Source organism: Tissierella sp., from assembly GCF_032104385.1.
Classification (GTDB): domain Bacteria; phylum Bacillota; class Clostridia; order Tissierellales; family Tissierellaceae; genus Tissierella.
In genome coordinates this window covers 93,696-106,183 of the sequence record NZ_DAMCHJ010000010.1, presented here as the reverse complement: position 1 = coordinate 106,183, position 12,488 = coordinate 93,696, and the positions used below count along the sequence as shown (strand labels likewise).

The following is a 12,488-nucleotide window of genomic DNA, read 5'->3' as shown; positions in this document are numbered from 1 at the left end:
CGGGCTCTCTCCCAGTAGGAGATTTAGTAAAACTTTGTTATTCTGGTAAGTATTCTTTAGATGAGATGAAAAAAATGATAAAAGGAAATGGTGGGATTGTATCCTATCTAAATACCAATGATGCTAGAGAAGTTGGACAAAGAATAAAAGGTGGAGATAAATATGCAGAATTAATATATAAAGCCATGGCATATCAAGTCGCAAAGGAAATTGGCTCATGTGCAGCAGTGCTTAAAGGGAAGGTTGATGGAATTCTTATTACAGGCGGTATTGCCTATGATAAAGAATTTACATCTTGGGTAGAAGAAATGGTTAAATTTATTTGTGATGTAACTGTTTATCCAGGAGAAGATGAGCTTATGGCATTGGCAGAAGGTGGACTTCGTGTTCTAAGAGGAGAAGAGGAAGCAAAATTATATAAATAGGACTTGGTGATTATGTTAAATGATAAAAGAATTAGGATTATAATAGGGCATTATGGTTCAGGAAAATCAGAGTTTAGTGTAAACTATGCTGTGAAATTAGCACAAATGGGTAGAAAAGTTGCATTGGCTGATTTGGATATAGTAAATATGTACTTTAGATCTAGAGAAAAGGCATTGGAGATGGAAGGTGTTGGGATAAAGGTAATAGGTAGTCAAATAAATGCACCTGCCATAGAAGTACCATCTATATCTGCTGAAGTTTATACACCATTACAAGATGAATCTTATAATTTAATATTGGATGTAGGTGGAGACCAAGTAGGAGCAAGAGCTCTAGGAAGATATTATGAGTATTTTGAAGAAGGTAAATACGATATGTTATTTGTCCTAAATGCCAATAGACCTGAAACTCAAACTGTAGATAAGGTATTAGAATATATGGTAAAGATTCAAGATGTATCAAGGGCTAAAATAACAGGTATTGTAAATAATACACATTTATTAAAGAGTACAACTTGTGAAGATGTATTAAGAGGTCAGAAATTAGCTTTAGAGGTTCAAGAAAGAACCGGTATAAAGTTAAGATATATATCTGTATTAGAAGATATAGTACCAAGCCTTCCAAAAAAATTGGAGGGGGAGATATTCCCTATAAAATTATTTATGAGGGATGAATGGATGTTATAATAATAAGGGAGGGTAAAAAAATGGCTAAAGGAAAGGTAACATTTAAAGAAGACATCTGCAAGGGATGTTCACTTTGCACAACTGTTTGTCCAGTGAATATACTTGCTCTGGACAAAACAAAAATAAATGCTAAGGGTTATCATCCGGCTACAACAACAGACCCAGAAAAATGTATTGGTTGTGCTAATTGTGCTACAATCTGTCCAGATGTAGTTATTACTGTAGAAAGAGTTTAATATATTTTAAGGAGGGTTTTATAATGACAAAAGTTCTCATGAAAGGGAATGAGGCTATAGGGGCAGCGGCTATTCGGGCAGGCTGTAAGTACTTTTTTGGTTATCCTATAACTCCCCAATCTGAATTACCAGAATATATGTCAAGAGAGTTACCAAAGGCAGGAGGAGTATTTTTACAAGCAGAATCAGAGGTAGCAGCTATAAATATGGTTTATGGAGCAGCAGGTGCAGGTGCAAGGGTTATGACATCTTCATCAAGCCCTGGAATGTCATTAAAACAAGAAGGCATCTCCTATATTGCAGGTGCAGAATTACCTTGTCTAATAGTTAATATAATGAGAGGTGGACCAGGACTAGGAAGTATCCAACCTTCACAGACAGATTATTTCCAAGCTACTAGAGGTGGTGGAAATGGAGATTATAGAATGGTTGTATTTGCCCCAGCAGATGTTCAGGAATTAGTTGACTTAATTATAGAAGGATTTGATATAGCAGACCAATATAGAAACCCAGTTATGGTTCTTGGAGACGGTATGATAGGTCAAATGATGGAACCAGTAGAGTTTAAAGCACCAACAAAGAGAGAGTTACCACCTAAGGATTGGGCAACAGTAGGAACTGGTGGAAAAAGAGAGCCAAATATTATAAATTCATTATATATAGCACCAGAAGCACTTGAAGAACATAATATTAAGCTTCAAGCTAAATATAAAACAATGAAAGAAAATGAAGTAAGAGTGGACTCATACAATATAGAAGACGCTGATGTAGTTATAGCAGCTTATGGAACTACAGCAAGAATTGCAAAAACAGCAATATCAAAATTAGAAAAAGAAGGATATAAAGTAGGACTTATTAGACCAATTACTTTATGGCCATATCCATATGATGAATTTAAAAAGATAAATTCAAATTGTAAAGGCGTACTTACAGTTGAAATGAATTCAGGACAAATGGTAGATGATGTTAAAATAGCAGTAGAAGGAAGATTTCCAGTATCTTTCTATGGAAGAACAGGTGGAATGGTTCCTACACCAGATGCAATAATTGAACATGTTAAAAAAATCTATGGAGGTGAAAAATAATGGCTATAGTTTTTGAAAAGACTAAGGGTTTAACAGATGTGCAAACTCACTATTGTCCAGGTTGTACCCATGGAATTATCCATAGATTAGTGGGAGAAGCTCTAGAAGAATTAGGATTACTAGATAATGCTATAGGCATTGCACCAGTAGGGTGTTCAGTATTTGCTTACAATTATTTTAATTGTGATATGCAGCAGGCAGCTCATGGTAGAGCACCAGCAGTAGCTACAGGAATTAAGAGGGTTCATCCAGATAAGTTTGTATTCACTTATCAAGGAGATGGAGATTTAGCTTCCATTGGTACAGCGGAAATAGTTCAAGCAGCTCATAGAGGAGAAAAGATTTCTACAATATTTGTTAACAATGCTATTTATGGTATGACAGGCGGACAAATGGCACCTACAACCCTAATAGGACAAAAAGCTACAACAGCCCCATTTGGAAGAACTGAAGAACACAGTGGCAGACCAATAAGAATATCTGAAATGTTAGCAACAATCCATGGTGCAAAGTTTGTAGAAAGAGTAGCAGTAAATACTCCAGCCAATATAAGAAAAGCAAAAAAAGCTATAAAAGAATGTTTTCAATTACAACTTGAAGGGAAAGGATTTGGAATAGTAGAAGTATTATCTACATGTCCGACTAACTGGGGGTTAACGGCTCCAGAGGCAATGAAGTGGTTAGAGGAAAATATGATACCTTATTATCCTCTTGGAAATTTTAGAAGACCAGAGGAGGTTGAATAAAATGGAAGAAAGAATAGTAATTGCTGGTTTTGGCGGACAGGGTGTAATGGCATTAGGGCAACTTCTAACATACTCAGGAATGATAGAGAATAAAAAAGTATCTTGGTTACCGTCCTATGGCCCAGAGATGAGAGGAGGAACTGCAAACTGTAATGTTATTATATCTTCAGATGAAGTAGGTTCTCCAGTTGTCATAGACTCAACTTCAGCTATTGTAATGAATAGACCTTCTTTAGATAAGTTTGAAAACTTAGTAGTACCAGGAGGAAGATTATTTATAAACTCATCTTTAATAGATAGAAAATGTACTAGAGATGACATAGAGATATATTATGTTCCAGCTAATGAAATAGCAGATAAGGTAGGTAATCCAAGAACGGCGAATATGGTAATGCTAGGAGCATTTCTTGAAGCTACAAAAGCAGTAGAGGTAGACTCAATACTTAATAAAGCTTTTACTGCAGTATTTGGAGAAAATAGAGCACATTTATTACCTATTAACAAAGAAGCCTTAGAAAAAGGTGCAGAAATAGCAAGAAAACAAATGAAATAAAATTAAATAAATAATAAAAGACAGGAGAAATTTCTCCTGTCTTTTATTATTTATTTAATTAATTAATGGATTAGTCTTCATCTGCTGAGCAAGTGAAAGGTGAAGGGCATCCTCCGCCAGTGCCGCCTACTGCTGGGATTCGAACCTGTCTATTTTGTAAAACCTTAACTTTAAGCTCTATAACCATTTTTTCTTCTATTTTCTTGAAGAATTTTTCTTCGAAAGGAAGTTCTTCATCATGGCTACGATGACGACCTATAAATTCATCAAATTCAAAAATTCTTGCACTAATTAGTTCGCAGAATGGAAGTTCATTGAAATTTTCAACTATGATTTGATTGAATTCTGATAAATCTCCAGCCAATAACTTATCCTTTTCAGCAAAATGTTTATTTGGTAAATCGCTTACTTTGAAATACTCAAACTCAGCACTAGAATTCACAGCAAGTTCTGCTGGTGGTGTAGAGAAACAAATAGGTGTAGAACATTCAAATGGAACATCTACAGTACAATGGTGTAATTCACCGCATACTCCTTTCATATTTGCACAGGTTCCTGTAGAGTAATCAATGTTTTTGCGAATAAATCCTTTAATGAATAAAACATTAGTAGGTTGAAGCAACATACATTGAGTAATTTTTATTCTTTTTTTTATATTTTTAACTTCAAGTGCCCTTTCTGGCAAATGAATTAATGCACCAACATGGAATTGAACAGTTAATTCAGCTAAAACTACTGGAATTTTAGCAACAACACCCGTTGAGATTCCAATAGGTGTTACTGGTGTATTGGTACAACTATCCAATACATTACTTTCAACATCAACGCAAAGACTTTGATGTTTTGAATTAGAATTACATTCTGGGACATGGGGTTTTGGATTAACCTTAGTTTGCCCAAAATTACTGTCAAACACTCGTACATTACTAATTGTTGTACCTTCTATTGGATTGTACATATAGTATTTCCTCCTTAATATCATTTGGCTGTCAATAGTTTTATGTCATGTCCATACTATAATATATTCTCAGAGGTAGATTAGGTGATAATAATTTTATTCTATTGCAAATAAAAATTCTCCTTCACAGGCAAGCTCATCTTCAACATAGGCTTTGCCTTGCCCGATACCTACTGATCCTCTAATTCTAGTCAATTCTATTTCCATTCGAAGTGTATCCCCAGGTACTACTTTTCTTTTAAATCGAACCTTGTTTATTCCAGCAAAATAAGGAGTTTTACCCTTATATTTTTCATCGGATAATAAAATTATAGCTCCTACTTGAGCCATAGATTCTACTATTAATACACCTGGCATTACAGGCATATTAGGGAAATGACCTTGGAAGAAAAATTCATTTACAGTAACATTTTTATACCCTATCCCCTTTATACCTATTTCTTCTATTAAAATCTTATCAACAAAGAGAAAAGGATATCTATGGGGAATAATTCCCTTTATTTCCTCTATATTCAACAATTTATCCATAAAACTCCTCCTTTTTAGTCTTTTTTAGGGAAAAATTAATGATTGATTATTTTATTATATTCATATATACTAAGTCTTAACGTTTTATTCATATCATATTAATAATAATCTAAAGAAAATTAATTTGCAAATACTTTTAAAGGAGGTGGTAGATGGGAATAATAATAAAGAAAATACAATTTAATATGGAGGTGGAGAATGAAAGATATTTATGTAGGAATTTCTGGTGTAGGTAGTTATGTGCCTGAAAAAGTTGTTACTAACAATGATTTATCTAAGATTGTGGAAACATCGGATGAATGGATAATAGAGAGGACAGGCATACATGAAAGAAGAATAGCTAGTGATAATATGGCAACCTCGGATATGGCAACTATAGCTGCAAAGAATGCTTTAGAAGATGCTAATATTAAGTCAAAGGATATTGATCTTATAATAGTTGCAACTGTAACTTCTGATCATGCTTTTCCATCAACTGCTTGTATAATTCAGAAAAACATAGGTGCAGTAAATGCAGCTGCATTTGATATAAACGTAGGATGCTCAGGATTTGTCTACGGTTTATCCATAGGAGAAAGCTTTATTAAATCAGGTATGTATAAAAAGGTATTAGTCATAGGTGCAGAAACATTATCCAAAATAGTAGATTGGGGAGATAGAAATACTTGTGTACTATTTGGGGATGGTGCAGGAGCCTGTGTGTTAGAGAAATGCGAGGAAGGTTTTGGAATACTTTCCATTGAATTAGGTTCTGATGGAAACAATGGGGAAGTATTAACTCAACCAGCAGGAGGATCTAGAATACCAGCTAGTATAGATACCATAGAAAATAAACTTCACTTTATAAAAATGGATGGTAAGGAAGTATTTAAATTTGCTGTACGAGTTATGGAAAAAACATCTATAAATACTTTAAAAAAAGCAAACTTAGAATTGAATGATTTGGATTTTTTAATTCCTCATCAAGCTAATATGCGGATAATAGATGCAGCAGCAAAAAAGTTAAAGCTAGAAAAAGATAAAATATGCGTAAATCTAAACAAATATGGAAATATGTCTTCAGCCTCTATTCCAGTAGCCCTAAATGAAGCAGTTAAGGATAATAGGATCAAGAAAGGTGACAATATACTTCTAGTAGCCTTTGGAGCAGGTCTTACTTGGGCTTCAATGGTTATAAGATGGAGTAGGAGGGATGAAAATGTTTAGGACTAGAATAACTGATATGTTAAATATAAAGTATCCTATCCTACAGGGAGGTATGGCTTGGGTAGCAACTCATGAATTAGCAGCAGCTGTATCAGAAGCTGGGGGACTAGGAATTATAGGAGCTGGCAATGCACCAGCAGAAGTAATAAAAGAAGAAATTAAAAAGCTTAAGGAGTTAACAGATAAACCATTTGGCGTAAATATTATGTTAATGTCACCTTTTGCTGAGGATATTGTAGGTATAGTATGTGATGAGGGAGTTCCTGTTGTAACTACAGGTGCAGGAAGTCCAGGGAAATATATTAAAAAATTAAAAGAACATAATGTAAAAATCATACCTGTAGTACCTACTGTGTCTTTAGCAGTGAGATTAGAGAGAGAAGGCGTTGATGCTGTAATAGTAGAAGGAACAGAAGCGGGTGGACATATCGGAGAATTAACCACCATGACTTTAGTTCCCCAAATTGTTGATGCAGTTAAAGTTCCTGTCATAGCAGCAGGAGGAATGGCTGATGGAAGAGGATTTCTAGCAGCATTATCTTTAGGGGCAGAAGGAGTACAAATGGGTACTAGATTTGTATGCTCTACTGAAGCCAAAGTTCATATAAATTATAAGGAAGCTATAGTAAAAGCCAAAGATAGAGATGCACAAGTAACTGGGAGAAGTACTGGTCATCCTGTAAGAGCATTGAAAAACAAATTTACTAGAGAGTTTTTAGAACTTGAGAATAATAGTGTTTCTCTTGAAGAACTAGAACTCTTAGGTTCGGGAAGATTAAAACTAGCTGTAGTAGAAGGAGATATAAATAAAGGATCTTTAATGTCAGGACAAATTGCAGGATTAATTAAAGATATTAAACCATGCAATGAAATAATAGGAGATATAGTTTCTTATGCAGAGAAAAAACTAGATTTTTTACACCTACTAAAAGAAGGTGATAAAGATGAGTAAATTAGCATTTATATTTCCTGGGCAAGGTTCTCAATATGTAGGAATGGGTAAAGATTTTTATGAAAACTTTGTAGAGTCCCAAAAAGTATTTGATGAGGCAAATGAAGTATTAAATATGGATTTAAAAAGCATATGCTTTAATGGTAGTGAAGAAGATTTAAAAAAGACAGAGAATACTCAGCCAGCCATATTAGCTACAAGTATAGCAATTTTAAAGGCAATACAAGCTAGAGGTATAGATTGTGAATATACGGCAGGGCTTAGTTTAGGTGAGTATACATCTTTAGTCAACAGTGGAAGTATAGATTTTAAGGATGCTCTTAAGGTTGTAAAAGAGAGAGGAAAATTTATGCAAGAGGCAGTGCCTTTAGGAATTGGAGGAATGGTTGCAATACTTGGATTAAACAGACAAAATATACCCTCGATTTTACAAAAAACTAAGGAATATGGAATAGTTGAAGTAGCAAACTATAATAGTCCAGAACAAATTGTATTATCAGGAGAACTAAAAGGGCTTCATATTGCATGTGAAGAAGCAGTTAAATTAGGTGCTAAGAAAGCAGTATCATTACCTGTATCAGCACCATTTCATTCATCTCTATTAGTTCCAGCAGGGGAAAAACTAAAGAATGAGCTATCTAAAGTAGATATAAAAGATACTCAAAAGAAATTCATCTCTAATGTAGATGCTAAGCTTTTATCTAATAAAGATGAAATTAAACCCAAATTGGTGAACCAAGTAAGTAATTCAGTATTGTGGCAACAATCTGTTGAGTATATGATAAATGAAGGCGTAGATACTTTTGTAGAAATAGGACCAGGCAAGTCTCTCTCAGGATTTGTAAAACGAATTGGTAAAGCAATGGGCAAGGAAGTAAAGGCATTAAATGTAGGAGATGTTAATTCCTTTGAAGAAACAGTTGAATATTTAAAATCATTAAAAAATAACAAAATAAGTGAATAGCGAAAGAATTGTTAATTGATAAAGGGGGCGAACAAAGATGAGTCTAAAGGATAAAGCAGCCCTAATAACTGGTGGATCAAGAGGTATAGGTAAAGAAATTGCCTTAGAATTAGCTAGAAATGGGGTTCATATAGGAATTAGCTATGTTAGCAGCACAGAAAAGGCCAATGAAGTATTAGAAGAGATAAGATCTTACGGAGTTAAGGCAGTTGCTATAAAAGCAAATGTATCAGTGGAAGAAGATGTACTTCAAATGATAAAGACTATGGAAGAAGAACTAGGTACCATAGATATATTAGTAAATAATGCAGGAGTTACAAAAGATAATCTTCTTATTAGAATGAAAGAGACAGACTGGGACGAGGTAATGGATGTTAATCTAAAGGGAGTTTTTCTTTGCACTAAGGCAGTATCTAGAATAATGATGAAGAAAAGATATGGTAAAATAATAAATATTACTTCTGTAGTAGGAATAACTGGAAATGCTGGGCAAGGAAATTATAGTGCTTCAAAGGCTGGAGTCATAGGATTTACTAAATCTATGGCAAGGGAATTGGCTAGTAGAGGTATTAGGGTTAATGGAATTGCACCAGGATTTATTGAAACAGATATGACAGATGTATTAAAAGACGAAATAAAGGAAGCAATGTTAAAAACAATACCATTAAATAGCTTTGGAAATCCAAAGGATATTGCAAATTTAGCAGTATTTTTAGCAAGTGAAAGTTCAGATTATATAACAGGACAAATAATAAATGTAGACGGCGGAATGATTATGACCTAACACAACGAAGGATAGTGAGTTGATGTAGGTCAAAGGCAATGAGCACCAACCTTAATGTAGAATTTATCATTGGGAGTGCCCATTAGGGTCAAATCTATACGAACATAGTGAGTAAATAGATTTGAGTTGCGAAACTGCAGGATAGCTTTGAAATATAAATAGTGAATTAAATTAATAGGGAGGAATATAAAAATGATATTTGAAAAAGTTGTAAATATAATAGCAGAGCAATTAGGAGTAGATGATGTAGAGAGTATTACAATGGAAACCTCTATGATGAAGGACTTAGAGGCAGATTCATTAGATGCAGTAGAGATTATGATGGCATTAGAAGACGAGTTTGGAGTTACAATTCCAGATGAAGATGCAGAAAACTTCAAAAATATTGGTGACATAGTAAAATATGTTCAAGAAAAAACTGAATAAGACCTTGTATTGGAGGTAAAAAATGAAAAGAGTCGTAATAACGGGATTAGGTGCTATAACACCTATAGGCATAGGAAAGGAAAATTTCTGGAACTCTCTAATAGAAGGAAAGTCAGGAATAGGAGCTATAACTAGATTTAACACAACAAACTTTGACACCAAAATAGGTGCTGAAGTTAAGGAGTTTGATCCATCTGATTATATAGATAAGAAGGAAGCTAGAAGGATGGATAGATTTACCCAATACGCAGTAGCAGGTGCAAAGTTAGCCTTAGAAGATGGAAAAGTAGAATTAGATAAATTAAACTTAGATAAAGTTGGTGTTATAATTGGTGTAGGTATTGGTGGTATGGAAACCATGGAAACTGAGTTTACAAAGCTAAGGGATAGAGGTCCCAGTAGAGTTAGCCCATTATTTATTCCAATGATGATATCTAATATGGCACCAGGACAAATATCTATGACCTTTGGATTTAGAGGGCCAACAATGACAGTAACTACAGCCTGTGCCTCTAGTACTCATGCTATAGGAGAAGCTTTTAGAATGATTAGTGCAGGAAATGTAGATATGATAGTAGCAGGTGGAGCTGATGCGTCTATAACACCTATTTCAGTAGCAGGTTTTTGTTCAATGAAAGCTCTTTCAACAAGAAATGATAATCCTACAAAGGCATCACGTCCTTTTGATAAGGAAAGAGATGGATTTGTAATGGGAGAAGGAGCAGGGATATTGATTTTAGAAGAGCTAAATCATGCGTTGGCTAGAGGAGCAAATATATATGGTGAAATTGTAGGATATGGTTCTACTTCTGATGCCTTCCATATAACTCAACCAGATCCAGAAGCAAAGGGTGCAACAAGAGCTATGGAATTGGCATTAGAAGAAGCAGCAGCTGATTACCATGATGTAGACTATATAAATGCCCATGGTACATCAACATATTTCAATGATAAACTAGAAACTCTAGCAATAAAAAATGTCTTTAAAGAATATGCAAAGGCTTTAAATATTAGCTCAACAAAATCAATGACAGGTCATTTACTAGGAGCTGCTGGTGGAATAGAGGCTATAGCCACAATAATGGCAATAAAGGAAGGGACAATCCCTCCAACTATAAACTATGAATATCCAGATGAGGAATGTGATTTAAATTATACACCAAATGAGGCAGTAAAAAGAGATATAAACTATGCTTTATCAAATTCATTAGGATTTGGTGGACATAATGCAACGGTATTATTTAAAAAGTATATAGATTAGAATGAACTAAAAGGGCTTTGAGAAATCAAAGTCCTTTTAGTTTTGTAGATTGAGTGTTTTAATAGTTCATATGTTAAGCTATAATATAAATAACATATATATTTTAATAATTCCAGCAAAAAAGAGCTTTAGGAAATTTGTAAATGTAAAGTTAAATTTATATATGAAAAGGGGAATTTTATGAATAATAAAAACAAAGGTTTTCTTCTTATTTCAAGGATTGCTTTAATATTAACTTCATGTTCAAATTCAAAATCTGATAATTTATATAAGAAGTTAGCAGAAGCAGAACTTGTTTATACTGAAAGATTTCAACAGATATATTGAACTAAATATAAATTGTGTTTATAAGATAATATATAAGTTTATGTAAACTCTAACACAGTAAATCATTTACTATAATAAGAAAATAATAGGGGGATATAAAATATACATACAGTTAGAGCATTACCAAGTTTATCATCATTAATCATTAGTTGGATTATAATATTTATTTTAATTTTAGCCTTTATAGCTATACCAATCATTATTTTTATTAAATTAGCAAGAAAAATAAACAATATAGAAAGTTCTGTTAGTGAAATAAAGGAAAAGCTAGATAAAAATTTATAGGAGTAAAACTTAATAGGAAATATAATTAGAGTAGAATAGAGATTAAAGATAATCTAATATATAATTTTATAGAAGGTGATACTCAGTGCTAAGAATAGCCATATGCGATGATGAAAATTCAATATGTAATCAATTAGAAGAAATTTTAGATATGCTTGAGAAGGAATTTTCAAAGAAACTACAAATAGATATTTTTTATTCTGGAGAAGAATTAAGTTCACATTTATCTAAAGACAATTATTATGATATTATTTTTCTTGATATTGAACTAAAGGAAATGAACGGTGTAGAAGTAGGTCAAGTAATTAGAGATAAGATGTTAAATGAAACTACTCAAATTGTATATATTTCAGGTAAAGAGACTTATGCAATGGAGCTTTTTAAGGTAAGACCCTTAGATTTTATTATAAAACCTTTTAGTTATGAGAAAATACAGAAAGTTCTCGAGACTGCATTGAGGATTATACAAAAAGATGAAAAGGTTTTTCAGTATAAAATTGGACATACAAAATACAATTTGCCAATAAGAGATATTATATATTTTGAAAGTAGAAATAGAGAAGTTATAATACATACCGTAAATGGAACAGAAGTATTTTATGGCAGATTAAAAGATATATATGAATATTTAAATAAACTTAAATTTATTCAGATTCACAAATCCTATTTAGTAAACTATAATTATATTGTTAAACTTGAATATCATCAGGTTACTATGTCAAATAATGTAGTTCTACCTATTAGTCAAGCGAATAGAAAGAAAACAAGAGAACTACAATTAGAATTGGAAAGGGATAGAATATGAATTTAGATATTTATGATTATGTTTATTTAATAACCAGTATTTTTAGAACATATACTACATACAAATTTATGGATGTATTTTTTGATACTAGTGATACAAATAAAAAAATAGAATTTTTTTCTTATATGCTTTATTTCGTTGTCATTAGTTTTTTATATTTAGCTATTAATATTCCCATAGTCACATTAATAAGTAATATATCCTTATATTTTGCTTTAACATTTAATTATAAATCATCTATAAAAAATAGAATTATATCC

Annotated in this window: 16 protein-coding genes and 1 pseudogene; 15 read left to right on the top strand and 2 right to left on the bottom strand. The window is 32.8% G+C overall.

Annotation, left to right across the window (positions count from 1 at the left end):
- The 6 genes and pseudogenes from RT714_RS11105 to RT714_RS11080 form a co-directional block, all read left to right on the top strand.
- A pseudogene (locus RT714_RS11105) lies at positions 1-425 on the top strand (butyrate kinase); the annotation flags it as partial.
- A 12-nt stretch (positions 426-437) separates the two neighbouring features.
- Positions 438-1,112, top strand: a complete 675-nt coding sequence (locus RT714_RS11100; protein WP_313757654.1) for an ATP-binding protein — start codon at positions 438-440, stop codon at positions 1,110-1,112.
- Positions 1,113-1,132: 20 nt separating this feature from the next.
- Positions 1,133-1,348, top strand: a complete 216-nt coding sequence (locus RT714_RS11095) for a 4Fe-4S binding protein (protein WP_072975621.1) — start codon at positions 1,133-1,135, stop codon at positions 1,346-1,348.
- A 23-nt stretch (positions 1,349-1,371) separates the two neighbouring features.
- On the top strand, positions 1,372-2,433 hold the full coding sequence (locus RT714_RS11090; protein ID WP_313757652.1) for a 3-methyl-2-oxobutanoate dehydrogenase subunit VorB: 1,062 nt from the start codon (positions 1,372-1,374) through the stop codon (positions 2,431-2,433).
- On the top strand, positions 2,433-3,179 hold the full coding sequence (locus RT714_RS11085; protein WP_313757651.1) for a thiamine pyrophosphate-dependent enzyme: 747 nt from the start codon (positions 2,433-2,435) through the stop codon (positions 3,177-3,179). The genes RT714_RS11090 and RT714_RS11085 overlap by 1 nt, the downstream gene beginning before the upstream one ends.
- A gap of 1 nt (position 3,180) precedes the next feature.
- On the top strand, positions 3,181-3,732 hold the full coding sequence (locus RT714_RS11080; protein WP_313757649.1) for a 2-oxoacid:acceptor oxidoreductase family protein: 552 nt from the start codon (positions 3,181-3,183) through the stop codon (positions 3,730-3,732).
- A gap of 70 nt (positions 3,733-3,802) precedes the next feature.
- Here the strand turns inward: RT714_RS11080 and RT714_RS11075 are convergent, their stop codons facing one another.
- Both RT714_RS11075 and fabZ read right to left on the bottom strand, forming a co-directional pair.
- The gene (locus RT714_RS11075) at positions 3,803-4,690 is read right to left on the bottom strand and encodes a CsxC family protein (protein ID WP_313757648.1); all 888 of its coding nucleotides are present in this window, start codon (positions 4,688-4,690) and stop codon (positions 3,803-3,805) included.
- 96 nt (positions 4,691-4,786) lie between these two features.
- Positions 4,787-5,218, bottom strand: a complete 432-nt coding sequence (fabZ, locus tag RT714_RS11070) for a 3-hydroxyacyl-ACP dehydratase FabZ (RefSeq protein ID WP_313757647.1) — start codon at positions 5,216-5,218, stop codon at positions 4,787-4,789.
- A gap of 198 nt (positions 5,219-5,416) precedes the next feature.
- Here fabZ and RT714_RS11065 point away from each other — a divergent pair, with 198 nt between their 5' ends.
- The 9 genes from RT714_RS11065 to RT714_RS11025 form a co-directional block, all read left to right on the top strand.
- On the top strand, positions 5,417-6,424 hold the full coding sequence (locus tag RT714_RS11065) for a beta-ketoacyl-ACP synthase III (protein ID WP_313757645.1): 1,008 nt from the start codon (positions 5,417-5,419) through the stop codon (positions 6,422-6,424).
- A complete protein-coding gene (gene fabK, locus RT714_RS11060) occupies positions 6,417-7,376 on the top strand; it encodes an enoyl-[acyl-carrier-protein] reductase FabK (RefSeq protein ID WP_313757644.1) in 960 nt (319 codons plus the stop codon). Before RT714_RS11065 ends, fabK begins: the two co-directional genes overlap by 8 nt.
- Positions 7,369-8,340 (top strand): ACP S-malonyltransferase, encoded by a 972-nt coding sequence (gene fabD / locus RT714_RS11055; protein WP_313757642.1) that lies wholly within the window; start codon positions 7,369-7,371, stop codon positions 8,338-8,340. The genes fabK and fabD overlap by 8 nt, the downstream gene beginning before the upstream one ends.
- Before the next feature lie 37 nt (positions 8,341-8,377).
- Positions 8,378-9,124 carry a 3-oxoacyl-[acyl-carrier-protein] reductase gene (gene fabG, locus RT714_RS11050; protein ID WP_313757640.1) on the top strand — a complete coding sequence of 249 codons (747 nt, stop codon included), beginning with the start codon at positions 8,378-8,380 and terminating at the stop codon, positions 9,122-9,124.
- Between the two features lie 192 nt (positions 9,125-9,316).
- On the top strand, positions 9,317-9,550 hold the full coding sequence (gene acpP / locus RT714_RS11045) for an acyl carrier protein (RefSeq protein ID WP_234950023.1): 234 nt from the start codon (positions 9,317-9,319) through the stop codon (positions 9,548-9,550).
- A gap of 22 nt (positions 9,551-9,572) precedes the next feature.
- Positions 9,573-10,811 carry a beta-ketoacyl-ACP synthase II gene (fabF, locus tag RT714_RS11040; protein ID WP_313757638.1) on the top strand — a complete coding sequence of 413 codons (1,239 nt, stop codon included), beginning with the start codon at positions 9,573-9,575 and terminating at the stop codon, positions 10,809-10,811.
- Between the two features lie 180 nt (positions 10,812-10,991).
- Positions 10,992-11,138, top strand: a complete 147-nt coding sequence (locus RT714_RS11035) for a hypothetical protein (protein ID WP_312906442.1) — start codon at positions 10,992-10,994, stop codon at positions 11,136-11,138.
- A 370-nt stretch (positions 11,139-11,508) separates the two neighbouring features.
- Positions 11,509-12,228, top strand: a complete 720-nt coding sequence (locus RT714_RS11030; RefSeq protein WP_313757636.1) for a LytTR family DNA-binding domain-containing protein — start codon at positions 11,509-11,511, stop codon at positions 12,226-12,228.
- A partial coding sequence (locus RT714_RS11025; RefSeq protein ID WP_313757634.1) for a hypothetical protein occupies positions 12,225-12,488 on the top strand: 264 nt, incomplete at its 3' end. The genes RT714_RS11030 and RT714_RS11025, both read left to right, overlap by 4 nt.

What these genes read in the sequence shown, in the direction of transcription:
- fabF (WP_313757638.1), top strand. Translation starts at nt 9,573, where the DNA reads ATGAAAAGAGTCGTAATAACGGGATTAGGTGCTATAACACCTATAGGC.
- acpP (WP_234950023.1), top strand. Translation starts at nt 9,317, where the DNA reads ATGATATTTGAAAAAGTTGTAAATATAATAGCAGAGCAATTAGGAGTA.
- RT714_RS11075 (WP_313757648.1), bottom strand. Translation starts at nt 4,690, where the DNA reads ATGTACAATCCAATAGAAGGTACAACAATTAGTAATGTACGAGTGTTT.
- fabD (WP_313757642.1), top strand. Translation starts at nt 7,369, where the DNA reads ATGAGTAAATTAGCATTTATATTTCCTGGGCAAGGTTCTCAATATGTA.
- RT714_RS11090 (WP_313757652.1), top strand. Translation starts at nt 1,372, where the DNA reads ATGACAAAAGTTCTCATGAAAGGGAATGAGGCTATAGGGGCAGCGGCT.
- fabG (WP_313757640.1), top strand. Translation starts at nt 8,378, where the DNA reads ATGAGTCTAAAGGATAAAGCAGCCCTAATAACTGGTGGATCAAGAGGT.
- RT714_RS11100 (WP_313757654.1), top strand. Translation starts at nt 438, where the DNA reads ATGTTAAATGATAAAAGAATTAGGATTATAATAGGGCATTATGGTTCA.
- fabK (WP_313757644.1), top strand. Translation starts at nt 6,417, where the DNA reads ATGTTTAGGACTAGAATAACTGATATGTTAAATATAAAGTATCCTATC.
- RT714_RS11095 (WP_072975621.1), top strand. Translation starts at nt 1,133, where the DNA reads ATGGCTAAAGGAAAGGTAACATTTAAAGAAGACATCTGCAAGGGATGT.
- RT714_RS11085 (WP_313757651.1), top strand. Translation starts at nt 2,433, where the DNA reads ATGGCTATAGTTTTTGAAAAGACTAAGGGTTTAACAGATGTGCAAACT.
- fabZ (WP_313757647.1), bottom strand. Translation starts at nt 5,218, where the DNA reads ATGGATAAATTGTTGAATATAGAGGAAATAAAGGGAATTATTCCCCAT.
- RT714_RS11080 (WP_313757649.1), top strand. Translation starts at nt 3,181, where the DNA reads ATGGAAGAAAGAATAGTAATTGCTGGTTTTGGCGGACAGGGTGTAATG.
- RT714_RS11035 (WP_312906442.1), top strand. Translation starts at nt 10,992, where the DNA reads ATGAATAATAAAAACAAAGGTTTTCTTCTTATTTCAAGGATTGCTTTA.
- RT714_RS11065 (WP_313757645.1), top strand. Translation starts at nt 5,417, where the DNA reads ATGAAAGATATTTATGTAGGAATTTCTGGTGTAGGTAGTTATGTGCCT.